Source organism: Leclercia sp. 119287 (assembly GCF_009734485.1).
GTDB classification, from domain to species: Bacteria; Pseudomonadota; Gammaproteobacteria; order Enterobacterales; family Enterobacteriaceae; genus Enterobacter; species Enterobacter adecarboxylatus_C.
Genome location: NZ_CP046445.1, coordinates 1,691,216 through 1,714,776, shown reverse-complemented (window position 1 = coordinate 1,714,776; position 23,561 = coordinate 1,691,216). Strand labels below are relative to the sequence as shown.

Below are 23,561 nucleotides of genomic sequence, written 5' to 3'. Positions count from 1 at the left end.
CACTTATGCGCCGTTTTTCAGAGCCTCAAGATATTCCCAGCGTTCGAATGCCTCTTCCAGCGCCTGCTCAGCCTGTGCCATATCGGCCAGGACTTTTTGCGTATGGTCATGCGGCTGGCTAAAGAATGACGCGTCGGCCACCTGAGCCTGCAAACCTTCCAGACTGGCTTCGAGCTCTTCCAGACGCTGCGGCAAGCCTTCCAGTTCGCGCTGCAGGTTATAGCTTAGTTTGTTACTGCTACGTTTGGCCGTTTCTGCTTTGGTGACAGCAACTTCTGCTTCACTCTTCACTTTTGACTGTTTCGTCGCCAGCGACTGCGCCTGCTGCCCACGGGCATCGTGGTAACCGCCCACATAGCGCCCGATACGCCCCTGGCCTTCGAAGATCCAGCACTCGGTAACGGTGTTGTCCACGAACTGACGATCGTGGCTGACCAACATGACCGTTCCCTGATAACTATCAATCAGTTCTTCAAGAAGTTCCAGCGTTTCGACATCAAGATCGTTCGTCGGTTCATCGAGGATCAGCAGGTTGCTGGGTTTCAGGAACAAACGCGCCAGCAGCAGGCGGTTACGCTCCCCGCCGGAGAGGGCACGAACCGGCGTCATCGCCCGTTTTGGATGGAACAGGAAGTCCTGCAGGTAGCCCAGCACATGGCGCGGTTTCCCGTTCACCATCACTTCCTGCTTACCTTCTGCGAGGTTATCCATCACCGTTTTGTCCGGATCCAGCTCGGCACGGTGCTGGTCGAAGTAGGCCACTTCCAGCTTGGTCCCGCAGTGGATGCGGCCGCTGTCGGCCTTCAGTTGATCCAGCATCAGCTTCAGCAGCGTGGTTTTGCCGCAGCCGTTCGGGCCGATCAGGGCGATTTTATCCCCACGCTGGACCTGGGCGGAGAAGTCTCTCACCAGCACTTTGCCGTCCACCTGGTAGTTGACGTTCTCCATCTCAAAGACGATTTTGCCGGAGCGGCTCGCCTCTTCCACCTGCATTCTGGCGCTGCCCATCACTTCCCGGCGCTCGCTGCGCTCACGGCGCATCGCTTTTAAAGCGCGGACGCGGCCTTCGTTACGGGTACGACGAGCTTTAATCCCCTGACGGATCCACACCTCTTCCTGGGCCAGCTTGCGGTCGAACTCGGCATTTTGCAGCTCTTCTACCCGCAGGTTTTCCTCTTTTTCCAGCAGATAGGTGTCGTAGTCGCCCGGATAGGTCACCAGCTTGCCGCGGTCGAGATCGACGATGCGGGTTGCCATATTGCGAATAAACGAACGGTCATGGGAGATAAAGATAATGGTGCCGCCGAAGGTTTTCAGGAACCCTTCCAGCCAGTCGATGGTTTCGATATCCAGGTGGTTAGTCGGTTCATCGAGCAGCAGCACTTTCGGCCCGCTGACCAGCGCCCGGCCCAGCGCGGCCTTACGCAGCCAGCCGCCGGAGAGGGAGGCCAGCGGCATGTCCGCTTCCAGACCCAGCTGGGCCAGCACTTCGTTGATGCGGTTTTCCAGCTGCCACAGGCCGTGATGATCCAGCAGCTCCTGCAGACGCGCCATCTCGTTGAGGTTTTTAGTGCTCGGGTCGGTCATCACCAGGTGCGAGATCTCGTGGTAGCCCTTCAGGTATTCCGCCTGCTCGGCGATCCCTTCGGCCACAAAATCATAGACGCTGCCCTGCACGTTACGCGGCGGATCCTGTTGCAGACGTGCCACCACCAGGTCCTGCTCGTAAACGATACGCCCGTCATCCAGCCCCTGCTCGCGGTTCAGGATCTTCATCAGGGTCGATTTACCGGCGCCGTTACGGCCTACCAGACAGACACGTTCGTTATCTTCGATATGCAGTTCTGCGTTATCGAGAAGCGGTGCGTCGCTGAATGAGAGCCACGCGCCATGCATGCTAATTAATGACATTTACTTTTCCTTTCAGGCGGCGGTGATCAGCCAGCAGTTGTGGATCTGACGGTTACGGGCAAAATCCTGGGACAGGGTTTTTTGACTGATTTCTTGTGCTTTCAGCCCCAGTTCTTCCAGCCCTTCGTGATCCATGCGGAAGCCGCGCTTGTTGTTCGAGAACATGATGGTGCCGCCTTTACGCAGCATCCGTTTAAGATCCTTCATCAGCGCCAGATGGTCGCGCTGAACGTCAAAAGACTCTTCCATGCGTTTGGAGTTGGAGAAGGTCGGCGGATCGATAAAGATCAGATCGAACTGCTCCTCCGATTCGCGCAGCCAGCCCAGCACGTCGGCCTGCAGCAGACGGTGTGCCCGGCCGGTCAGGCCGTTGAGACGCAGGTTGCGCTCTGCCCACTCCAGATAGGTGCGGGACATGTCCACGGTCGTGGTCGTGCGCGCGCCGCCCAGACCGGCATGCACGCTGGCGCTGCCGGTGTAGGAGAAGAGGTTCAGGAAATCCTTGCCTTTGCTCATCTGGCCCAGCATACGGCGGGCGATACGGTGGTCAAGGAACAGGCCGGTATCGAGGTAATCGGTCAGGTTGACCCACAGGCGCGCGTTATATTCGCCCACTTCGATAAACTCGCCCTTGCTGTTCATCTTCTCGTACTGGTTTTTCCCCTTCTGACGCTCACGCGTTTTCAGGATCAGCTTGTTCGGGGCGATGTTCAGCACGTTGATGGTCGCGGCAATGATATCCAGCATACGCTGACGCGCTTTCTGCGGATCGACGGTTTTTGGCGGGGCGTACTCCTGCACCACCACCCACTCGCCGTAGCGGTCGACCGCGACGTTGTACTCCGGCAGATCGGCGTCATACAGGCGATAGCACTCAATCCCTTCCTGCTTCGCCCATTTTTCAAATTTCTTCAGATTTTTACGCAGACGGTTGGCGTAATCTTCCGCAATGCTGGCCGGTTTGCTGTCGGCTTCTTTCTCGGCCAGATGGTAGTTCTTCTGCACGCAGTCCAGCGGGCCGTTTTTGGCCTTGAACTGACGCTCGGCGCGCAGCTGCAGGCAGCTCAGCAGCTCCGGCGAGGCGCTGAACAGGGAGAGGTTCCAGCCGCCAAACAGATCCTTCATGGTGCGGCCCAGCAGGCTGTGCAGGGCAATCAGCGCCGGCTCGCTGTCCAGACGTTCGCCGTAAGGCGGGTTGCTGATCACCGTCCCGTACGGACCTTTCGGCAGCGGGTTGGTGAGCTGGGAGACATCTTTCACCTCAAAGGAGACCAGCTCGCCAATCCCGGCGCGACGGGCGTTGCTGCGCGCGCGTTCAATCACGCGGGCATCGCTGTCAGAACCGTAGAAACGGGATTCATAGGCAGCCAGACCGGCACGGGCGCGGGTCTGAGCTTCGGCTTTCACTTCCTGCCAGGTGGCTTCGTCATGCTGTGCCCAGCCCTTGAAACCCCACTGGCCGCGGTGCAGACCCGGTGCGCGATCGGTCGCCAGCATGGCCGCTTCAATCAGCAGCGTACCGGAACCGCACATCGGATCGAGCAGCGGCGTGCCCGGCTGCCAGCCGGAACGCATGACAATGGCCGCCGCCAGGTTCTCTTTGATCGGCGCGATACCCGCCCGGTCGCGGTAGCCGCGCTGGTGCAGGCCTTCGCCACACAGATCCAGCGCGATACTGGCGATCTCTTTGTTCAGACGCACGTTAATGCGCAGATCCGGGTTTTCACGATCGACGTTCGGACGTTCCAGATTTTTGCGGGTGAAACTGTCGACGATGGCATCTTTGACCTTCAACGCGCCGTACTGGCTGTTGCGGATCTCGTCGTTGAGGCCGCTGAAGTGCACGGCAAAAGTGGCGCCCGGAGCAAAAATCTCTGTCCAGTCGATCGTCTGCACGCCCAGATAAAGATCGAGATCGCTGTAAACCTTACACTCTCTCATCGGCAACATGATGCGTGAGGCCAGGCGACTCCACATCAGGCTCTGGTAAATAAGCCGCGTGTCGCCCTGAAAATGGACACCACCCTGAACCACCTGGCACTCTTGCGCGCCCAGACTTTCCAGTTCAGTTTTTAACAGCTCTTCCAGCCCACGGGCCGTACTGGCAAACAGAGAATTCATATCGTCACTTTTACTCTAAGAAAATTGCTGCGCATTATAGCCAATCTGGGCTCTATGTCATAAAGTTGAGGGCTTATTTTCATTTGAGGGGACGGTGCCGTGGCGACGTTATCCAGGCTTTTCATTCATCCGGTCAAATCCATGCGCGGTATTGGGCTCACGCATGCCTTCGCAGACGTCAGCGGTTTTGCCTACGATCGCATTTTCATGGTCACCGAACCGGATGGCACGTTCATTACCGCCCGCCAGTTCCCGCAAATGGTTCGTTTCACTCCGGCCCCGGTTCAGGATGGTCTGCATCTCACCGCGCCGGACGGTTCCAGTAGTATCGTTCGCTTCAGCGATTTTGCGCCAGCGGATGCGCCTACCGAAGTGTGGGGCAACCACTTTACCGCGCGTATCGCCCCGGAGGCGATTAACCGCTGGCTGAGCGAGTTCTTTTCCCGCCCGGTACAGCTTCGCTGGGTCGGGCCTGAACTGACGCGACGCGTGAAAAATTTCGCCGGGGTGCCGCTGTCGTTTGCCGACGGCTTCCCGTTCCTGCTCACCAACGACGCCTCGCTGCGCGATCTGCAAAAGCGCTGCCCGGCAAGCGTGCAGATGGAGCAGTTCCGCCCGAATATGGTGGTCACAGGCGCAACGGCCTGGGAAGAAGACACCTGGAAAGTGATTCGCATCGGCGACGTTATCTTTGACGTGGTGAAACCCTGTAGCCGCTGCATCTTTACCACCGTCAGCCCGGAAAAGGGGCAGAAGCACCCCGCCGGCGAGCCGCTGAAAACGCTGCAATCCTTCCGCACCGCGCAGGATAACGGCGATGTTGATTTCGGCCAGAACCTGATCCCGCGCTCCAGCGGCGTGATCCGCGTGGGCGACGAGGTGGAGATCCTCTCGACCGGGCCAGGGCGGATCTACGGCGCAGGTGCGGAAGAAGAGACTCCAGAGGTGGAGATCCAGCCTGCCACGGCGGTGACCATTCAGTGGCAGGGTCAGACGATTCGCGGTAACAATCAGCAGGTGTTACTGGAGCAGCTTGAACAGGCCGGGATTCGCGTGCCCTATTCCTGTCGTGCGGGGATCTGCGGATGCTGTCGCATCACGCTGGTCGAAGGCGAAGTGAGCGCGTTGAAGAAATCGGCCATCGGCGGTGACGGCACTATTCTGTGCTGCAGCTGCGTACCGAAAACCTCGGTACAGCTGGAAGCCTAAACGGCCTGCTCGAGACTGAAGCTGACCGGCTGGGGTTTGAGTCGGTCATTCATCACTTTGATCGGGTCGCCCAGCTGCATGGTGCGCCCGGCAATAGTCACCGCCGGCTGCGCCAGTAAACAGAGCGCGGCGTTATCGCCCGGCTCCACCACCAGCAAATTCACCAGCTCGGCATTTTCGCTCAGGCTGACGCATGCGGCATCGCCGGTGACCGGCGACCAGCGCTCACCGTGAGCAAGAAAGTGCCAGCTTTTCGGCATCTGAGGTTTAAGGAAGCGGATCGCCACCAGCGCATTGAGCACCAGTTCGGCGCGTTGTTCTTTCGACAGATCCAGATCGCGGCACTTCTCTTCAAAGGAGAAATAGAGCGCGGCATCGTCGACGCAAAAACCGGTATCGGCAAAGGCGTCCGGGGTTAACATCCGGCGGGCAAAACGCGAACGAAACAACATACCATTGGCGAGATCGAGCATCATGCGATCGTGCTCGTCACAGAAATACCAGCGCCAGTTATCGTCAGGTTTAATTCGCATCTGTCTCTCCCGTTCCCGAAACGTCCTGTCGTAAGAAAGTCCTTATTTGCCGCTTCGCTTTTTTAACTTCAATAATCAAAGACTACAATGTCTAATAAAGCAACAGTCCGGGAATATAAAACAACCAGAGCTGGAAATAAAGCCCTGGTTGTAAGTCATGCTAAAAGATTAGATATGATTAACGATTTCTTTAATCAGCGGCGGGCCTTTGAAAATAAAGCCTGAATATATCTGCACCAGCGAAGCGCCAGCCGCCATTTTCTCGCGCGCGGCCATGACCGAATCAATACCGCCCACCCCAATAATCGGTAGGCGACCCTTTAATTCCTGCGACAGACGGCGAATAATTTCGGTGCTTTTTAACTGCACCGGACGCCCGCTCAGGCCACCCATTTCGTCGCAATATTTCATCCCCTGAACCAGCGAGCGATCGAGGGTGGTATTGGTGGCGATAACACCATCAATATTATGGCGAACTAAACTGTCGGCGACCTGTACCAGCTCTTCTTCAGTCAGATCCGGGGCAATTTTAACGGCCACCGGGACATATTTATGGTGCGTCGCCTGGAGTTCATTTTGCTTATTTTTAATGGCGAGTAATAAATCGTCGAGGGCTTCACCATATTGCAGCGTACGCAGGCCCGGGGTGTTCGGTGAAGAGATATTCACCGCAATATACCCGGCATAGGCGTAGACTTTTTCCATACAAATCAGGTAGTCATCTTTGCCCTGCTCGACCGGCGTGTCTTTATTTTTGCCGATATTAATGCCCAGAACGCCATCGAAATGGGCTTTCTTTACGTTCTCGACCAGATGATCGACGCCGAGGTTATTAAAGCCCATGCGGTTGATCAGCCCTTCGGCCTCAACCAGTCGGAACAGGCGCGGCTTGTCATTACCCGGCTGCGGGCGTGGCGTGACGGTGCCAATCTCGATGGAGCCAAAGCCCATCGCACCCAGTGCATCAATGCACTCACCATTTTTATCCAGCCCTGCCGCCAGACCCAGCGGGTTTTTAAAGGTTAATCCCATGCAGGTGACCGGCTTCTCCATCACTCGCTGGCGCACCAGCGCTTCAAGCGGGGTTCCCGTAATACGGCGTAATTGCTGGAATGTAAATTCATGAGCGCGCTCAGGGTCGAGCTGGAAAAGGGCTTTACGAACGAAGGGGTAGTACATGAACTCTCCTGGATTCCCGGTGTGCAAACCGGGGCCGAATTATCAGCGATCGCAGCGGGAAAGGGAATTGACCTGCGGCAAAAAAAACCTCACCAGACGCAATCGTTTACTTTTCACCCCTCCTTTATTCATTTTTTGGCATTTATCTTGCGGATAAATCATTTAGTGGAATAAGTCAGCGATGCCACACTGCCAACAAATGTTATCAATGTTAGATAAAAGCAAATAATTGGTTATAAGGAGCATCTATGCGCGTCATTACGTTGGCCGGCAGTCCGCGATTCCCTTCCCGCTCCAGCGCGCTGCTGGAGTATGCCCGGGAGCAACTGACTTCTCTGGATGTGGAAGTGTTCCACTGGAATCTGCATAACTTCGCCCCGGAAGATCTTCTCTATGCCCGCTTCGATAGCCCGGCGCTGAAGACCCTGAACGAGCAGCTTAAGGATGCCGACGGGCTGATCGTCGCCACCCCGGTGTATAAAGCCTCATTTTCCGGCGCTCTGAAAACCCTGCTCGATCTCCTGCCGGAGCGCGCCCTGGAGGGCAAAATTGTGCTGCCGCTGGCGACCGGTGGCACCGTCGCTCATCTGCTGGCGGTGGATTATGCCCTGAAACCGGTGCTCAGCGCCCTGAAGGCCCAGGAGATCCTGCACGGCGTGTTTGCCGATGACTCGCAGGTGATCGACTACCAGCACAAGCCGCACTTTACCCCGAACCTGCAAACCCGCCTCGACAGCGCGCTGGAAACTTTCTGGCAGGCGCTGCATCGCCGTGACGTTTAGGTTCCCGCCTTCGGTCTTCAGAAAGGAGTCGCCCATGTTTAAATCTCTTGCACGCCTGAGCCTGGCGGGTCTGGTGGCCCTCTCCGGCCTGGCCCACGCCGCCGATCCCGCCCCCGAGAGCCTGCGTATAGGCTACCAGAAAGGCAGCGTCAGCATGGTGCTGGCGAAAAGCCATCAACTGCTGGAAAAACGCTACCCGGACACCAAATTCTCCTGGGTGGAGTTCCCGGCAGGCCCGCAGATGCTGGAGGCGTTGAACGTCGGCAGTATCGACCTCGGCAGCACCGGCGATATCCCGCCGATTTTTGCTCAGGCCGCCGGCGCGGACCTGGTCTACGTTGGCGTGGAGCCACCAAAACCGAAAGCCGAAGTGATCCTGGTGCCTGAAGACAGCCCGATTAAAACCGTGGCGGATCTTAAAGGCCATAAAGTGGCTTTCCAGAAAGGTTCCAGCTCGCACAATCTTTTATTGCGCGCCCTGCAGCAGGCGGGTCTGACCTTTAAAGATATTCAGCCGGTTTATCTGTCCCCGGCGGATGCCCGCGCCGCCTTCCAGCAGAACAACGTCGATGCCTGGGCAATCTGGGATCCCTACTACTCCGCGGCCCTGCTGCAGGGTGGCGTGAAGGTGCTGAAAGACGGCGAAACCCTGAAACAGACCGGCTCCTTCTACCTTGCCGCTCGCCCTTATGCGGAGAAAAACGGTGAATTTGTTCAGGGCGTACTGAATACCTTTAGCGAAGCGGATGCCCTCACCCAGAGCCAGCGTCAGGCCTGTATTGCCCTGCTGGCAAAAACGATGGGCCTCCCGGAGCCGGTCATTGCCACCTACCTTGACCACCGCCCGCCAACCGTTATCAAACCGGTAGATGCCAGTACCGCCGTGTTGCAGCAGCAAACCGCTGACCTCTTCTATGACAATCGCCTGGTGCCGAAAAAAATCGATATTCGCGACCGTATCTGGCAACCCACAGCGCAAAAAGGAGCTAAATCATGAGTCTGAATCTGTTCTGGTTTTTACCTACCCACGGTGATGGTCATTATCTGGGTACCGACGAGGGCGCACGCCCGGTGGATCATGCTTATCTCCAGCAGATCGCCCAGGCCGCAGATCGGATTGGCTTTACCGGGGTGCTGATCCCGACCGGACGCTCCTGTGAGGATGCATGGCTGGTGGCGGCGTCGATGATCCCGGTGACCCAGCGCCTGAAGTTCCTGGTGGCCCTGCGCCCGAGCGTGACCTCTCCGACGGTAGCCGCCCGCCAGGCCGCCACCCTCGACCGCCTGTCGAACGGACGCGCGCTGTTTAACCTGGTGACCGGCAGCGATCCGCAGGAGCTGGCGGGAGACGGCGTCTTTCTGGATCACACCGAGCGTTACGAAGCCTCCGCTGAGTTCACCCACGTCTGGCGTCGTCTGCTGGAGGGGGAAAATGTGACCTTCGAGGGCAAACATATTCATGTTCGTGATGCCAAACTCTTCTTCCCGCCGATCCAGCAGCCGCGTCCACCGCTCTATTTTGGCGGTTCATCGGACGTCGCTCAGGATCTGGCCGCCGAGCAGGTGGATCTCTATCTCACCTGGGGCGAGCCGCCGGAGCTGGTCAAAGAGAAGATCGAACAGGTGCGCGCCAAAGCCGCGGCTCACGGTCGTAAGGTGCGCTTCGGGATCCGCCTGCATGTGATTGTGCGCGAAACCACTGAAGAGGCGTGGCAGGCCGCCGACCGCCTGATCGCCCATCTCGACGATGCCACCATTGAGAAAGCCCAGGCCGCCTTTGCCCGCACCGATTCCGTCGGGCAGCACCGGATGGCCTCCCTGCACAACGGCAAGCGAGAAAATCTGGAGATCAGCCCGAACCTGTGGGCGGGCGTGGGGCTGGTGCGCGGCGGCGCGGGTACGGCGTTAGTGGGGGATGGCCCGACCGTGGCGGCGCGAATTAATGAATACGCCGACCTCGGTATCGACAGCTTTATTCTGTCCGGTTATCCGCATCTGGAAGAGGCGTACAAGGTAGGCGAGCTGCTGTTCCCGCATCTGGATGTCGCCATTCCGCAGATACCGCAGCCGCAGCCCCTGTCGCAGCAGGGTGAGGCGGTCGCCAACGAATTTATCCCGCGTAAAGTCGCCCAGAGCTAAGGAGAACGCATGGCTAACCCTTCCCGAAAATGGCTGCTGCGCATTGCACCCTGGCTGCTCCCTGTGGGTATTGTCCTGATCTGGCAGCTGGCATCCTCCGTGGGTTGGCTGTCTAGCCGCATTCTGCCCTCCCCAGAGGGCGTGGTGGAGGCCTTCTGGTCCCTGAGCGCCAGCGGTGAGCTGTGGCAGCATCTGGCGATCAGCTCCTGGCGCGCGGTGATTGGTTTCTCCATCGGCGGGTCGATTGGCCTGACGCTGGGCCTGATCAGCGGTCTGTCCCGCTGGGGCGAGCGTCTGCTGGACACCTCCATCCAGATGCTGCGCAACGTGCCGCACCTGGCGCTGATCCCACTGGTGATCCTGTGGTTTGGTATCGACGAGACGGCGAAGATTTTTCTCGTCGCCCTTGGCACCCTGTTCCCGATCTACATCAACACCTGGCACGGCATTCGTAATATCGACCGCGGGCTGGTGGAGATGGCGCGCAGCTACGGTTTGTCCGGCTTCGCCCTGTTCATCCATGTGATCCTGCCGGGCGCCCTGCCCTCGATCATGGTCGGCGTGCGCTTCGCCCTCGGCCTGATGTGGCTGACGCTGATCGTAGCGGAGACCATCTCCGCTAACTCCGGTATCGGCTACCTGGCGATGAACGCCCGAGAATTCCTGCAGACCGACGTAGTGGTAGTGGCCATTGTTCTCTACGCCCTGCTCGGCAAACTGGCGGATGTCAGCGCCCAGTGGCTTGAACGCCGCTGGCTGCGCTGGAACCCGGCCTACGTAATTAAGGAGGCACACGCATGAATACGGCTCGCTTAAATCAGGGGACGCCGCTGCTGCTTAACGGCGTGACCAAACGCTACGGCGAAAACACCATTCTCAACGGCCTGGATCTGCACATTCCCGCCGGACAATTTGTGGCGGTGGTGGGCCGCAGCGGTGGCGGTAAAAGTACCCTGCTGCGCCTGCTGGCCGGGCTTGAAGCGCCAAACGACGGTGAACTGCTGGCCGGCAATACCCCGCTGGCGCAGATCCAGGAAGACACCCGAATGATGTTTCAGGACGCGCGTCTGCTGCCGTGGAAAACGGTGATTGATAACGTCGGGCTGGGGCTGAAAGGCAACTGGAAAGCGCAGGCCTTACAAGCCCTGGCCGCCGTCGGGCTGGACAATCGCGCGGGTGAGTGGCCTGCCGCCCTCTCCGGCGGACAAAAACAGCGCGTGGCGCTGGCCAGGGCGCTGATCCATCGCCCTGGGCTGCTGCTGCTGGATGAACCGCTGGGGGCGCTGGATGCGCTGACGCGGATCGAGATGCAGGATCTGATCGTTTCGCTATGGCAGGAGCACGGCTTTACGGTGCTGCTGGTGACGCATGACGTGAGCGAAGCCGTCGCGATGGCCGATCGGGTATTGCTGATTGAGGATGGCAAGATAGGGCTGGATCTGACGGTGGACCTTCCACGCCCTCGCCGGGTGGGTTCAGTGCGGCTGGCGGAGCTGGAAGCGGAGGTGCTGGATCGGGTGATGAAGCGTGGCGCAAATGAGGTGTCTGTCAGAAAGCACGGATAAAAATGCCGGGTGGCGGCTTCGCCTTACCCGGCCTAAAACATAACCGTAGGCCCGGTAAGCGTAGCGTCACCGGGCATCAGGCCGCACAGCATTGCCGGGTGGCGGGCTTCGCCTTACCCGGCCTACAAAACCGGCCCCAACTTTCTATCAGGCCAGCGCCTTACTGATCTTCTCGTACAGATCCCCGGACAGGTTTTCCAGCCCTTTCAGCTGCTCCAGCGCCGCACGCATCTTCGCCTGACGCTCTGCATCATAGCGTTTCAGACGGATCAGCGGCTCAATCAGACGCGACGCCACCTGCGGGTTACGGCTGTTAAGCTCCGTCAGCATCTCCACCATAAACTGGTAGCCGCTGCCATCCTCCGCATGGAAGGCGGCCGGGTTGCTGCTGGCGAAGGCGCCAATCAGGGAACGGACGCGGTTCGGGTTGCTCAGGGTGAATGAGCGGTGCTCAAGCAGGCTGCGCACCTTGTTCACCACGTCAGCGGCCGGGCTGGTGGACTGCAGAATGAACCACTTGTCCATCACCAGACCATCCTGATGCCATTTGTCGTCATACTCCTGCATCAGGGCATCACGGCACGGCAGTTCCGCGGCAACGCTTGCGGCCAGCGCGGCAAGAGCGTCGGTCATGTTGTCGGCAGTATGATACTGCTGGCTGACCAGTTCGTTAGCGAGCGCTGTTTCGCCAAACGCCAGATAGCGCAGGCAGGTGTTACGCAGCGCGCGCTTGCCGATATCGGCATGCTCAACGCGGTACGCATCCAGCTTGTGATGGTTGTAGATGGCGAGGAACTCATCCGCCAGCTCGGTCGCCAGGGTACGGGTCAGGGCTTCGCGCACGGCCACAATCGCAATCGGGTCAATAATCTCGAACAGCTCGGCGATTTCAGTCGCGGACGGCAGGGTCAGAATTTCAGCCGCCAGCGCCGGATCAATCTTCTCGTCCAGCAGAATGGCGCGGAAGGCATCCGCAACATGGACCGGCAGAGACAGCGGCTGGCCCTGTTGATGACGATTGACGTTCAGCTTGATGTAGGTTGCCAGCAGGCTCTGCGCGGCATCCCAGCGGGAGAAGTCGTTGCGCGCGTGACGCATCAGGAAGGTCAGCTGCTGATCGCTCCACTTGTACTCCAGCTTAACCGGCGCGGAGAATTCGCACAGCAGCGCAGGCACAGGCTGGAAGTAGACGTTATCAAAGACGAAGGTCTGTTCGGCCTGGGTCACGTTCAGCACGTTATGCACCGGATGACCGCCCTTTTGCAGCGGGATCGCTTTGCCTTCGTTATCGTACAACTCGATGGCAAACGGAATATGCAGCGGGTGCTTCTCTTCCTGCTCGGCCGTCGGCGGCGTGCGCTGGCTGATGGTCAGGGTATACTGCTCGGTTTCCGGGTTGTAGTCGTCTTTGACGGTCACAATCGGCGTACCGGCCTGGCTGTACCAGCGGCGGAAGTGGGACAGATCGATATTAGAGGCATCTTCCATCGCCTGCACGAAGTCGTCGCAGGTGGCGGCGCTGCCGTCATGGCGCTCGAAATAGAGCTGCATCCCTTTCTGGAAATTCACTTCGCCCAGCAGAGTGTGGATCATGCGGATGATTTCGGAACCCTTCTCATACACCGTCAGGGTGTAGAAGTTGTTCATCTCGATCACTTTGTCCGGGCGGATCGGGTGCGCCATCGGGCTGGCGTCTTCGGCAAACTGCAGGCCGCGCATGGTGCGCACGTTGTTGATGCGGTTAACCGCGCGTGAGCCGAGGTCAGAGCTGAACTCCTGATCGCGGAAGACGGTTAAACCCTCTTTCAGGCTCAGCTGGAACCAGTCGCGGCAGGTGACGCGGTTACCGGTCCAGTTATGGAAATATTCGTGGCCGATGACGCGCTCGATATCGAGGTAGTCTTTATCGGTGGCGGTATCGGTCCGCGCCAGCACGTACTTAGAGTTAAAGACGTTGAGGCCTTTGTTCTCCATCGCGCCCATATTAAAGAAGTCGACGGCGACGATCATATAGATGTCGAGGTCATACTCGAGGCCGAATCGCTCTTCGTCCCACTTCATGGAGTTGATAAGCGAGGTCATCGCCCACGGAGCGCGATCGAGGTTGCCGCGGTCGACAAACAGCTCCAGCGCCACTTCACGGCCAGAACGGGTGGTGAAGGTGTCGCGCAGAACGTCAAAATCGCCCGCCACCAGCGCAAACAGGTAGCACGGTTTTGGGAACGGATCCTGCCACTGCACCCAGTGACGGCCATTTTCCAGCTCGCCTTCACCGACGCGGTTGCCGTTGGAGAGCAGGAACGGATAGGTAGCTTTATCAGCAATGATTTTGGTGGTGAAGCGGGCCAACACATCCGGGCGATCGAGATACCAGGTAATGTGGCGGAAACCTTCGGCTTCGCACTGGGTACAGAGGGCGACACCCGACTGGTATAGCCCCTCCAGCGCGGTGTTGGACGCCGGGCTGATTTCGTTGACGATGCGTAAGGTAAAACGCTCCGGCAGGTTGTCGAGCACCAGCTGGTTGTTTTCTTCTTTATAGTCGGTCCATGCGGTGTCGTTGACGTGCACCGACACCAGGGTCAGATCTTCGCCATCAAGACGCAGCGGCACCGCCGTGGCGTTATGGCGGGTCACCTGGCTTACCGCCGTGACAACGGTTTTTGTGGCATCCAGGTCAAAAGTCAGATCGATATCGCTAATCAGGTAATCCGGCGCACGGTAGTCGTGGCGGTATTTGGCTTGAGGCTGTTGTGTCATAGAAAACCTTTTGCATCGTTTGTCGAATAACGAGTCAGTCTATTCCTGTTGTGTAAATCGCGCTATGCAGAATGTTCATCTTTTCAGTCACAAACACGCTATTTGCTACATTTGTATAACACGCGGCACGAAATGCACTCGACCCTGAACCAGGCTTATGGTGTGATCGGGGTTCAATAAATCGCTAAACAGGGTATACTCCAGCGGTTTCAATAGTTGTTTATTGTACTAAACGCTCCCGTGAGAGGATGCTATTGCGCGCCTATGACTCGATTCGCTTCACCTGTTCTGCATACGCTGCTGGATACCGACGCGTATAAACTGCATATGCAGCAAGCCGTTTTTCACCACTACCACGACGTACAGGTCGCGGCGGAGTTCCGCTGCCGTGGTGATGATTTGCTTGGGATCTATGCTGATGCCATTCGTGAGCAAGTCGACGCTATGCAGCATCTTCGTCTGCAAGATGATGAATTTCAGTGGCTTTCCGGCCTGCCTTTCTTTAAAGAAGACTATCTGCAGTGGCTGCGGAATTTCCGCTATGACCCGACCCAGGTCCAGATCAGCAATGATAACGGCAAGCTGCATATTCGCCTTGAAGGCCCGTGGCGGGAAGTGATCATGTGGGAAGTGCCGCTGCTGGCGGTGATCAGCGAGCTGGTGCACCGCTTCCGCTCCCCGGAGGCCGGCGTTGAGCAGGCGCTGGCCAACCTGGAACACAAGCTGGTTGATTTTGCCGGGCTTACCGAATCGTTGGATATGTCGCGTTTCCGGCTGATGGATTTTGGCACCCGCCGCCGTTTCTCTCGCGAGGTGCAGCAGGCCATCGTTGAGCGGTTGCAGCAGGAGCCATGGTTTGTCGGCACCAGCAATTACGATCTGGCCCGCCGTCTCAACCTGACGCCAATGGGCACCCAGGCGCATGAGTGGTTCCAGGCGCATCAGCAGATCAGCCCGGAACTGGCGACCAGCCAGCGTGCGGCGCTGGCGGCCTGGCTTGAGGAATACCCGAACCAGCTCGGCATCGCCTTAACCGACTGTATTACCATGGACGCCTTCCTGCGCGATTTCGGCCCGGAGTTCGCCACCGCCTATCAGGGGCTGCGCCACGACTCCGGCGATCCGCAGGAGTGGGGTGAGAAAGCCATTGCCCATTATCAGAAGCTGGGCATCGACCCGATGAGCAAAGTGCTGGTCTTCTCCGATAACCTCGACCTGCCAAAAGCGGTAGGCTTGTACCGCCACTTCTCCTCACGCATCAATCTGGGCTTTGGCATTGGCACCCGTTTGACCTGCGATATTCCTCAGGTAAAACCGCTGAATATCGTCATTAAACTGGTGGAATGTAACGGCAAGCCGGTAGCAAAACTCTCCGACAGCCCGGGTAAAACCATCTGCCATGACAAAGCCTTCGTGCGGGCGCTGCGCAAAGCGTTCGACCTGCCGCAAATTAAAATAGCCAGTTGATTTTCGCTAAAAAGGGCCCCTGCTGGGGCCCTTTTGTATTTCCTTGTTCTACAGCGGCAGACGGGTTCTGACGATCTCCGCAAAATACTCCGCGCCGGTCAGTAAAATCTCATCGTTGAAGTCATAGCAGGCATTGTGCAGCGGCGTATTGCCCTGCGGGTCCGACGCATCGCCATTGCCTAAAAAGACAAAGCAGCCGGGCACCTGCTGCAGGAAAGCGCCGAAATCTTCGGAAATCATCATCGGCGCGACGTTGCCCTCCACCCGCTCCGCGCCCACCACGTTTACCGCCGCGTTCACGGCCACATCCACACACTGCTGCCAGTTCACGGTCGGTGCGAACTCATGGGTGTAAATAAATTCGCACTGCGCCCCGTGCATGGCGCAAATCGCTTCGCTGATGGTGCGCATCCGTTCCTCGAGCAGGGCCTGCACCTCCGGGGAATCGCTGCGGGTATCGCCTTTGATTTCGACATGGGTCGGAATGGCATTGCGGATGCCGTCGGTATGCAGCTCCGTACAGGAGATCACCGCCGGGACGTTGGGATCGACGTTGCGCGAGACGATGGTTTGCAGGGCCAGAATAATCTCCGCCGCAATCACCAGCGGATCTTTGGCCATGTGCGGTCGCGCGGCATGCGCCCCCTGGCCGGTAATACGAATAATAAAGTTATCTTCGCTGGCCATAATGCCGCCAACCCGGGTGGCTATCGTTCCGGCCTTCATGCCCGGCATATTGTGCAGGCCATAAATCTCTTCAATGCCAAAGCGCTCGATAACCCCGTCCGCCATCATCGCCTTCGCACCGTAACCCGGCTCCTCGGCTGGCTGGAAGACAAAGCAGACGGTGCCGTTGAAATTCTGCCGCTGTAACAGCAGCTGCGCCGCCCCCAGCGCAATACAGGTATGACCGTCGTGACCGCAGCCGTGCATGCGTTCCGGCGTGTCCGAGCGATAAGACATCTCGCCCTTTTCCGTCAGTTGAATGGCGTCGATGTCGGCGCGGATCGCGATGACGCCCTGACCTTCCCCGCATTTCAGGACCCCAACCAGCCCGGTTTTGCCAATGTCACGATGCACCTCAATCCCCATGCTCTGGAGTTTTTCGGCAATAAACTGCGCGGTTTTTACCTCTTCAAAGGCGCTTTCCGGGTTGGCATGCAGATGGTGACGCCATGCGGTAAGCTGCTGTTTGAGCTGTTCCTGATTCATCATAATCTCCAGTTAAGGTTAAGCCGGGCGCTGGGCGCGCTGTAAAACCACCTGCAGCAGCACGTTGGCACCGGCAATCAGGTCTTTGGGATCGCTATGTTCGTTGACGTTATGACTGATGCCGTCGACGCAGGGGACGAAGATCATCCCGGCCGGACACACCGAGGCCATAAACTGCGCATCGTGGCCTGCGCCGCTCGGCAGCCGTCGTGCGCTCAGGCCCTGACGCTTCGCCTCGTCTTCCACGGCGTTGACGATATCATCGGCAAAAATAACCGGATTAAAACGTACCAGCGAACGGCTGGTAATTTTTACCCCTTCGTCGTGGGCCGTTGTGGCGATAAAGTCCGCCAGCTGCTGTTCGGCCAGTTTTAAGACCGCGTTATCGGTATTGCGTAGATCCACCGACATCACGACCTGGTTGGGAATGACGTTAATCAGATTGGGTTTGACGCTAATATGCCCCACCGTGGCGACCTGATCGCCGCCGAGGTTCAGCGCCAGTTCACGGACAAAGACGGCGATTTTTGCTGCCGCCAGACCGGCATCGTGACGCATAGACATCGGCGTCGTACCGGCGTGATTGGAGACGCCCGTCAGGGTAAGTTCCTGCCATGAGATCCCCTGCACCCCGGTAACCACACCGATATCGGTTCCCTCTTTGTCGAGGATTGGCCCTTGCTCAATATGCAGTTCGACGTAGCTATCCACCGACATATCGCCAGGCCTGCGTTCGCCCCTGTAACCAATCGCCCGCAGCGCCTCGTCAAGGGTAATGCCCTCGCGATCTTTCGCCGCCAGCGCTGCCTCCAGCGGATATTCTCCGGCAAACACCACGCTGCCCATCATATCGGGCTGGAAGCGCACCCCCTCTTCATTAGTAAAGAAGGTGACCGCCAGCGGACGCCTGGCACGGAGCCCCGCCTCCTGCAGCGTGGCAATCACCTCAAGCCCGGCCATGACGCCATAGTTGCCGTCATACAGGCCACCGGTGCCGACGGTATCAATATGCGAACCCATCATGACTATAGGCAGCGCCTCTTCCCCGGCATACACGCCGGTAACGTTGCCGATCGCATCAACACTGATATCCAGCCCCAGGGCCTTCATTCTGGCGACAACAAAATCTCTGCCCGCTTTGTCCTCTGCGGTGGCCGCGAGGCGACAGACACCCCCACCCTCCAGCGCGCCGCATTCGCCAAGAGCGAACAGAGAATCGATAAGCCGTTGGCCGTTAATCTGTAGATAATGATGCATATAAATCTCGCTATTGATCGTGGTTACTGGAACATGCCGTAAAAAATGGCGGATACGGTAATCAGCCCAATCAGGGTGACAAAAACGTTGCTGGCTTTGCCGCGGTACGGCGCCAGCGCGGGTAATTTATGGATGGCGTACATGGGTAACAGCAGGAGGATCACCGCCCCGGTGGGGCCGCTGATGTATTCAATAATGCCGAGGATGCTGGGGTTTTTATAAGCGGCGAACCAGCAGGTCAGCACCATAAAAATCAGGATCGCGGCGTCAACAGAGCGGATGGCCGGTTTTTTACCCCGCGCGCCGGCGGTTTCAACGATCAGATCGCGCAGCGATTCATAGGCCCCGATATAGTGGCCGAGGAAGGATTTTGTAATGGCGACAAAGGCGATAATCGGTGACAGCCAGGCGATAACCGGCGTATCAAACTGGTTAGCGAGGTACGAGAGGATGGAGAGATTTTGCCTCTTTGCCTCCGCCAGCTGCTGCGGCGACAGGCTTAACACGCAGCTCAGCACGAAAAACAGTACCACCAGGGTCATCAACAGGATCCCGTAGCGCTGGATCTGCCCGCATTTACGCTCGGCCAGTGCCAGGCCGTAGCGCTGCTTCTGGCGCACCACCATCGGGGAGATAATCGGATAGTGGTTAAAGGACATCACCAGCACCGGAAATGTCATCCACAGGGTCAATAACATGCCGTGCCCGTCACCCACCGTACTGAGATTCAGGGTATGCAGGATCGCTCCGTTCCAGTGAGGGATCAGAAACAGCGCCATAAAAATAAGCGAGAGAATAAAGGGGTAAACCAGCGCGCTCATCACCCGCATGATCAACCGCTGCCCCAGCCGGACGATAAACATCAGGCCGAGGATCAGTCCTATAGCCACCAGCGCCCGCGGCGGCTCCGCCATTCCCAGTTGATGCGTGATAAAACTCTGCGCGGTATTGGTTATCGCCACCGCATACATAATCAGAATGGTATAGACGGCGAAGAAATAGATAACGGTAAATACCTTCCCGGCCAGCGCGCCGAAATGCTCCCCTATCGCATCGGTAATGGTGCTTTCCGGGGTAGTCGACGAGTAAATAAATCGCGCCAGCCCGCGGTGTGCCAGATAGGTAATGGGAAAGGCGAGGACGAAAACGATCAGCAGCGGCCAGAAGCCGCCAATTCCGGCGTTTATCGGCAGAAACAGCACTCCGGCGCCAATTGCCGTTCCGAAAAGGCCAAGTACCCAGACGGTATCTTCGCTATGCCATTTTGCGGGATTACATCCTCTTTCTGTAACAGCATTTTCACTATTCATCGGTCATGTTCTCTCTGTGCATTACGCGATACCGCGTATGTTTTATTGTCAGAACGCGTGCCATACCGAGGGCCTGTAGGGTAGGTAAAATGGCCCTCTTGCTATTACCGGGGGCGATTAACCGTTACGGCCAAACCAGACGATCTCTTCATAGATGTCCGGGGAGGTGTCTCCTTCTGTGCTGATTAACAGGACGTGGGCATCGGTATTGAGGCGCAGGGATTCAGCCAGTTCGCGATGCTCCGGTTGGGTCATCAGGGCATGCAGCACCCCGGCACCGATAGCACCAGACTCCCCGGAAATAAAGGGCTCATCGGTACCGGGGCGCGGCGCAGCAAGCAGGCGCATGCCGTTGGCGGCAAGGCGATCGTCGGCAGAGATAAAACAGGTGGCGTGGTCGCGCAGCATCGGCCAGCTGGTAATATTCGGTTCCCCACAGGCCAGCCCGGCCATCAGGGTGGCCATATCGCCCCCCACGCTATGCGGTTGTCCGTCATTGATGACCACCGAGCGATACAGGCAGTTCGCCTGATGCGGTTCCACAATGACGATCGTCGGCGCCTGATGCTGCATCTTCTCGACAAAATAGCCCATGATGCTGCCCGCGAATGACCCCACGCCGGCCTGTAAAAAGAGGTGCGTCGGTAACGGCGTGCCGCTTTGCCGCAGCTGTTCCCAGGCTTCAACGGCAAGGGTCATATAGCCCTGCATAATCCAGGTGGGGATCTGCTCATAGCCCTGCCAGGCCGTATCCTGCAGCAGCACCCAACCCTGCTCGCGGGCCGCTTTGTCGGCCAGCCGCACGGTATCGTCGTAGTTGAGATCGGTGATGGTGCATTCGGCGCCGTGCTGGCGAATATTCTGCGCCCGCACCGGCGAAGAACCTTTTGGCATATAAACCACCGCCCGCAGGCCGAGCTGCTCTGCCGCCCAGGCGACACCGCGTCCATGATTACCATCGGTGGCGGTGACAAAGACAATATCCTTAATGCGGGCTTTTATTTCCGCTGAGTTAAGGTCGGCGAAACTCAGGGTATTAATGTCGCGTCCAAGCAGGTCGGCGAGATATTTCCCCATGGCATAAGACCCCCCAAGCCCTTTAAAGGCATTGAGGCCGAATCGCTGGGCTTCATCCTTAACATGTAACGACCCCAGCCCCAGACGTTGGCTTAAGTGGTCCAGCCGGCGCAGCGGCGTCACCTGATAAGCGGGAAATTTTTGATGAAAAGCAAGTACTTCGCCTCCGACCTGCTCATTGAGCAAGCTGAGGCTCACCCCCTTGCCATAGGCTTTGCGTCGGGCGTTAAAATGAAAATTAATCCTGTCCGTCATAAGTGCACCTTTATTGTGTGAAATCGCGTGGGCTGGCTATTTGAAGCGACTTAACGCTTTCCCGGTGATAGTGATGGTACACTTCGCCCGATGCGCAAATGGCGCAAAATTGCCCACTATTGCGCAATTTCCGCCCTTATTTACCTCATCAATGCAACAAAATTGCATTAGTGAGGCCGATCACACTGTTTAAAGGCTGCCAACACGATGAAACTGGATACCTGGGATAAAAAAATCCTCACGCTTTTACAGCAGACGAATCGCCTCTCGCAGCGGGAAATTGCCGATCGCGTTAGCCTGTCTGCCTCGGCGGTCAACAGGCGGATCGCCGCGCTGGAGGAGGCAGGCATTATCAAGGGCAGCGTCAGCGTGGTGGACGCCAGCAAGGTGGGCCGCCCGATCACCATCATGGCTCAGGTCACCATTGAGAACGAACGCCTGGATTTGCTGGAGGAAGATAAGCAGCGGTTCGTGAATTGTCCGCAGGTGCAGCAGGTGTATTACGTCACCGGAGATTTTGATTTTCTGCTGGTGATTAACGTGCGCGATATGGCGGAATACGAAGGGCTGACCCGCGAGCTGTTCTTCGCCTCGGGGAATATTAAGTCCTTCCGCACCATCGTTTCGATGCAAAATGCCAAGCAGGAGATGACGGTGGTGATTGAATAGTTTGCGTGAAAGGCAACGGCAGAGGGTAATGAATCTGTCCGCACCATTATTATTTCCGAAATCCGCTCTTTCATATGCGAATTCTACTTGTCTGATGGAAGATGACAGGTAACATAGATATCCCCCCATTGAAGGGGATACAGATTTTATTTTTGGACTACATAGAGAGACTATTATGAGCGTTGTGCCTGTAGCCGACGTACTCCAGGGCCGCGTTACCGTTGACAGCGAAGTCACCGTGCGCGGATGGGTGCGTACCCGCCGAGATTCAAAAGCTGGCTTTTCATTCCTCGCCGTTTATGACGGTTCCTGCTTTGATCCTGTACAGGCCGTTATTAATAATTCTCTGCCCAATTACAATCAGGAAGTGCTGCGTCTGACCACCGGCTGTTCCGTGGTCGTCACCGGCAAAATCGTGGCCTCTCAGGGCCAGGGTCAGAGCTATGAACTGCAGGCCACCTCGATTGAAGTGACCGGCTGGGTTGAAGATCCGGATACTTACCCGATGGCGGCAAAACGTCACAGCATCGAGTATCTGCGTGAAGTGGCTCACCTGCGCCCGCGTACCAATATGATTGGCGCCGTGGCCCGTGTCCGTCACACCCTCGCGCAGGCGCTGCACCGTTTCTTTGACGAGCAGGGTTACTTCTGGGTCTCCACCCCGCTGATCACCGCCTCCGACACCGAAGGCGCTGGCGAGATGTTCCGCGTCTCCACGCTGGACATGGAAAACCTGCCGCGCACGCCGGAAGGCAAAGTGGACTATGACAAAGATTTCTTTGGTAAAGAGTCCTTCCTGACCGTATCTGGCCAGCTGAACGGCGAAACCTACGCCTGCGCACTGTCCAAAATTTACACCTTCGGCCCAACCTTCCGCGCTGAAAACTCCAACACCAGCCGCCACCTGGCGGAGTTCTGGATGCTGGAGCCAGAAGTGGCCTTTGCCAACCTCGACGACGTGGCCGGCCTGGCGGAAGCGATGCTGAAGTACGTCTTTAATGCCGTACTGACCGAGCGCGCAGATGACATGAAGTTCTTCGCCGAGCGCGTGGACAGCGATGCTATCTCCCGTCTGGAGCGTTTCGTCTCTGCCGATTTTGCGCAGGTGGATTACACCGATGCGGTGACCATTCTCGAAAACTGCGGCCAGAAATTCGAGAATCCGGTGTACTGGGGTGTTGACCTCTCCTCCGAGCACGAACGCTATCTCGCCGAGAAACACTTCAAAGCCCCGGTGGTCGTGAAAAACTATCCGAAAGACATTAAGGCGTTCTATATGCGCCTTAACGAAGACGGTAAAACCGTTGCCGCGATGGACGTACTTGCCCCGGGCATCGGTGAAATCATCGGTGGTTCTCAGCGTGAAGAGCGTCTGGATGTGCTGGATGCGCGTATGGCTGAGATGGGCCTCAACAAAGAGGACTACTGGTGGTACCGCGATTTACGTCGTTACGGCACCGTTCCGCACTCCGGTTTCGGTCTCGGCTTCGAACGTCTGATCGCTTACGTGACCGGCGTACAGAACGTGCGTGATGTGATCCCATTCCCGCGTACCCCGCGCAGCGCCACCTTCTGATTTAATAACATTTAATGGCCAGCTTATGCTGGCCATTATTTTATTCTGCACTGTCAACTTATGTCAGTCGAAAGTCATTATCCTTAAAGAGCAACCCCGCAAGATCCTCTCCACTGTTACGCTTTATTTCTATGAAATATCTTTGCACAAAAAATAAACCATAGTCTTATTGCGCCTAATACACTTCTCAAGCTTTAGCACAATTTTCAACCAAACAACTGGCTATCCAGAAGTCCATTTACAGAAATAAGAAAAACAGTGCGCAAATGGTTCGCAGCATAAAAAAAGTCGTTAGATAAAATTATAATAAGTAATTCATATAGATAGAAATGAGAAAGGTTTAATTTTCGCCACTCAACTCTGAAGTTTGAGATAGTTCACAAAGTTCCTTAAAATACATGTGTTGTTACACATATTTTCTTTTTGTAACTGTATCTTGATGTTTGTAGCACTTTCAGGGTGGCGAAACGGTAATTTGAATGGAAAGATGCCTGTCAGACACATAAAGACACCAAACTCTCATCAATAGTTCCGGAAAT

The 23,561-nt window shown here is 57.1% G+C and carries 17 protein-coding genes and 1 pseudogene; 9 read left to right on the top strand and 9 right to left on the bottom strand.

What is annotated here, in order from left to right:
* Positions 1–3: 3 nt before the first annotated feature.
* Together GNG27_RS08220 and rlmKL are read right to left on the bottom strand one after the other, a co-directional pair.
* Entirely contained in the window at positions 4–1,911 is a 1,908-nt protein-coding gene (locus GNG27_RS08220) for an ABC transporter ATP-binding protein (protein ID WP_142488949.1), read from the bottom strand.
* Between the two features lie 12 nt (positions 1,912–1,923).
* Positions 1,924–4,032 carry a bifunctional 23S rRNA (guanine(2069)-N(7))-methyltransferase RlmK/23S rRNA (guanine(2445)-N(2))-methyltransferase RlmL gene (gene rlmKL / locus GNG27_RS08215; RefSeq protein ID WP_142488948.1) on the bottom strand — a complete coding sequence of 703 codons (2,109 nt, stop codon included), beginning with the start codon at positions 4,030–4,032 and terminating at the stop codon, positions 1,924–1,926.
* A gap of 99 nt (positions 4,033–4,131) precedes the next feature.
* On the opposite strand from rlmKL, the gene GNG27_RS08210 reads away from it, so the two are divergent.
* Positions 4,132–5,241, top strand: coding sequence for a YcbX family protein (locus GNG27_RS08210; protein ID WP_156263355.1), 1,110 nt, complete (start codon positions 4,132–4,134; stop codon positions 5,239–5,241).
* Here GNG27_RS08210 and zapC read toward each other — a convergent pair.
* Both zapC and pyrD read right to left on the bottom strand, forming a co-directional pair.
* Positions 5,238–5,774: a cell division protein ZapC gene (gene zapC / locus GNG27_RS08205; RefSeq protein WP_142488946.1), complete on the bottom strand. Its 537-nt coding sequence runs from the start codon at positions 5,772–5,774 to the stop codon at positions 5,238–5,240. The genes GNG27_RS08210 and zapC overlap by 4 nt on opposite strands.
* Before the next feature lie 168 nt (positions 5,775–5,942).
* A complete protein-coding gene (pyrD, locus tag GNG27_RS08200) occupies positions 5,943–6,953 on the bottom strand; it encodes a quinone-dependent dihydroorotate dehydrogenase (protein WP_156263354.1) in 1,011 nt (336 codons plus the stop codon).
* A gap of 248 nt (positions 6,954–7,201) precedes the next feature.
* On the opposite strand from pyrD, the gene ssuE reads away from it, so the two are divergent.
* From ssuE to ssuB, 5 genes and pseudogenes are all read left to right on the top strand, one after another.
* Complete coding sequence (ssuE, locus tag GNG27_RS08195) at positions 7,202–7,735, top strand: NADPH-dependent FMN reductase (RefSeq protein WP_156263353.1); 534 nt, start codon at positions 7,202–7,204, stop codon at positions 7,733–7,735.
* Between the two features lie 34 nt (positions 7,736–7,769).
* A pseudogene (locus tag GNG27_RS08190) lies at positions 7,770–8,769 on the top strand (sulfonate ABC transporter substrate-binding protein).
* A complete protein-coding gene (gene ssuD, locus GNG27_RS08185) occupies positions 8,729–9,874 on the top strand; it encodes an FMNH2-dependent alkanesulfonate monooxygenase (RefSeq protein WP_142488943.1) in 1,146 nt (381 codons plus the stop codon). The pseudogene GNG27_RS08190 and the gene ssuD overlap by 41 nt, the downstream one beginning before the upstream one ends.
* 9 nt (positions 9,875–9,883) lie before the next feature.
* Positions 9,884–10,675, top strand: a complete 792-nt coding sequence (gene ssuC / locus GNG27_RS08180; RefSeq protein ID WP_142488942.1) for an aliphatic sulfonate ABC transporter permease SsuC — start codon at positions 9,884–9,886, stop codon at positions 10,673–10,675.
* A complete protein-coding gene (gene ssuB / locus GNG27_RS08175) occupies positions 10,672–11,439 on the top strand; it encodes an aliphatic sulfonates ABC transporter ATP-binding protein (RefSeq protein WP_142488941.1) in 768 nt (255 codons plus the stop codon). Before ssuC ends, ssuB begins: the two co-directional genes overlap by 4 nt.
* A gap of 147 nt (positions 11,440–11,586) precedes the next feature.
* Here ssuB and pepN read toward each other — a convergent pair whose 3' ends face one another.
* Positions 11,587–14,199 carry an aminopeptidase N gene (gene pepN / locus GNG27_RS08170; protein WP_156263351.1) on the bottom strand — a complete coding sequence of 871 codons (2,613 nt, stop codon included), beginning with the start codon at positions 14,197–14,199 and terminating at the stop codon, positions 11,587–11,589.
* 264 nt (positions 14,200–14,463) lie between these two features.
* Here pepN and pncB point away from each other — a divergent pair, with 264 nt between their 5' ends.
* Positions 14,464–15,666 (top strand): nicotinate phosphoribosyltransferase, encoded by a 1,203-nt coding sequence (gene pncB / locus GNG27_RS08165; RefSeq protein WP_156263350.1) that lies wholly within the window; start codon positions 14,464–14,466, stop codon positions 15,664–15,666.
* A 48-nt stretch (positions 15,667–15,714) separates the two neighbouring features.
* Here pncB and GNG27_RS08160 read toward each other — a convergent pair whose 3' ends face one another.
* From GNG27_RS08160 to dpaL, 4 genes are all read right to left on the bottom strand, one after another.
* Positions 15,715–16,878 carry a M20 aminoacylase family protein gene (locus GNG27_RS08160; protein ID WP_142488938.1) on the bottom strand — a complete coding sequence of 388 codons (1,164 nt, stop codon included), beginning with the start codon at positions 16,876–16,878 and terminating at the stop codon, positions 15,715–15,717.
* Positions 16,879–16,896: 18 nt separating this feature from the next.
* Positions 16,897–18,135 carry a Zn-dependent hydrolase gene (locus GNG27_RS08155; RefSeq protein ID WP_142488937.1) on the bottom strand — a complete coding sequence of 413 codons (1,239 nt, stop codon included), beginning with the start codon at positions 18,133–18,135 and terminating at the stop codon, positions 16,897–16,899.
* A 23-nt stretch (positions 18,136–18,158) separates the two neighbouring features.
* A complete protein-coding gene (locus tag GNG27_RS08150) occupies positions 18,159–19,445 on the bottom strand; it encodes an aromatic amino acid transport family protein (RefSeq protein ID WP_156263349.1) in 1,287 nt (428 codons plus the stop codon).
* A gap of 117 nt (positions 19,446–19,562) precedes the next feature.
* Positions 19,563–20,777: a diaminopropionate ammonia-lyase gene (gene dpaL, locus GNG27_RS08145; RefSeq protein ID WP_156263348.1), complete on the bottom strand. Its 1,215-nt coding sequence runs from the start codon at positions 20,775–20,777 to the stop codon at positions 19,563–19,565.
* Positions 20,778–20,984: 207 nt separating this feature from the next.
* Between dpaL and GNG27_RS08140 the strand changes: the two genes are divergently transcribed.
* Both GNG27_RS08140 and asnS read left to right on the top strand, forming a co-directional pair.
* Positions 20,985–21,446, top strand: coding sequence for an Lrp/AsnC family transcriptional regulator (locus GNG27_RS08140; RefSeq protein ID WP_142488934.1), 462 nt, complete (start codon positions 20,985–20,987; stop codon positions 21,444–21,446).
* Between the two features lie 175 nt (positions 21,447–21,621).
* Positions 21,622–23,022, top strand: a complete 1,401-nt coding sequence (gene asnS, locus GNG27_RS08135; protein ID WP_156263347.1) for an asparagine--tRNA ligase — start codon at positions 21,622–21,624, stop codon at positions 23,020–23,022.
* The last annotated feature ends 539 nt before the right edge of the window (positions 23,023–23,561 follow it).

Excerpts from the sequence above, each read along its gene's own strand:
- GNG27_RS08220 (WP_142488949.1), bottom strand. The coding sequence starts at position 1,911 with ATGTCATTAATTAGCATGCATGGCGCGTGGCTCTCATTCAGCGACGCA.
- rlmKL (WP_142488948.1), bottom strand. The coding sequence starts at position 4,032 with ATGAATTCTCTGTTTGCCAGTACGGCCCGTGGGCTGGAAGAGCTGTTA.
- zapC (WP_142488946.1), bottom strand. The coding sequence starts at position 5,774 with ATGCGAATTAAACCTGACGATAACTGGCGCTGGTATTTCTGTGACGAG.
- pyrD (WP_156263354.1), bottom strand. The coding sequence starts at position 6,953 with ATGTACTACCCCTTCGTTCGTAAAGCCCTTTTCCAGCTCGACCCTGAG.
- ssuE (WP_156263353.1), top strand. The coding sequence starts at position 7,202 with ATGCGCGTCATTACGTTGGCCGGCAGTCCGCGATTCCCTTCCCGCTCC.
- ssuD (WP_142488943.1), top strand. The coding sequence starts at position 8,729 with ATGAGTCTGAATCTGTTCTGGTTTTTACCTACCCACGGTGATGGTCAT.
- ssuC (WP_142488942.1), top strand. The coding sequence starts at position 9,884 with ATGGCTAACCCTTCCCGAAAATGGCTGCTGCGCATTGCACCCTGGCTG.
- ssuB (WP_142488941.1), top strand. The coding sequence starts at position 10,672 with ATGAATACGGCTCGCTTAAATCAGGGGACGCCGCTGCTGCTTAACGGC.
- pepN (WP_156263351.1), bottom strand. The coding sequence starts at position 14,199 with ATGACACAACAGCCTCAAGCCAAATACCGCCACGACTACCGTGCGCCG.
- pncB (WP_156263350.1), top strand. The coding sequence starts at position 14,464 with ATGACTCGATTCGCTTCACCTGTTCTGCATACGCTGCTGGATACCGAC.
- GNG27_RS08160 (WP_142488938.1), bottom strand. The coding sequence starts at position 16,878 with ATGAATCAGGAACAGCTCAAACAGCAGCTTACCGCATGGCGTCACCAT.
- GNG27_RS08155 (WP_142488937.1), bottom strand. The coding sequence starts at position 18,135 with ATGCATCATTATCTACAGATTAACGGCCAACGGCTTATCGATTCTCTG.
- GNG27_RS08150 (WP_156263349.1), bottom strand. The coding sequence starts at position 19,445 with ATGAATAGTGAAAATGCTGTTACAGAAAGAGGATGTAATCCCGCAAAA.
- dpaL (WP_156263348.1), bottom strand. The coding sequence starts at position 20,777 with ATGACGGACAGGATTAATTTTCATTTTAACGCCCGACGCAAAGCCTAT.
- GNG27_RS08140 (WP_142488934.1), top strand. The coding sequence starts at position 20,985 with ATGAAACTGGATACCTGGGATAAAAAAATCCTCACGCTTTTACAGCAG.
- asnS (WP_156263347.1), top strand. The coding sequence starts at position 21,622 with ATGAGCGTTGTGCCTGTAGCCGACGTACTCCAGGGCCGCGTTACCGTT.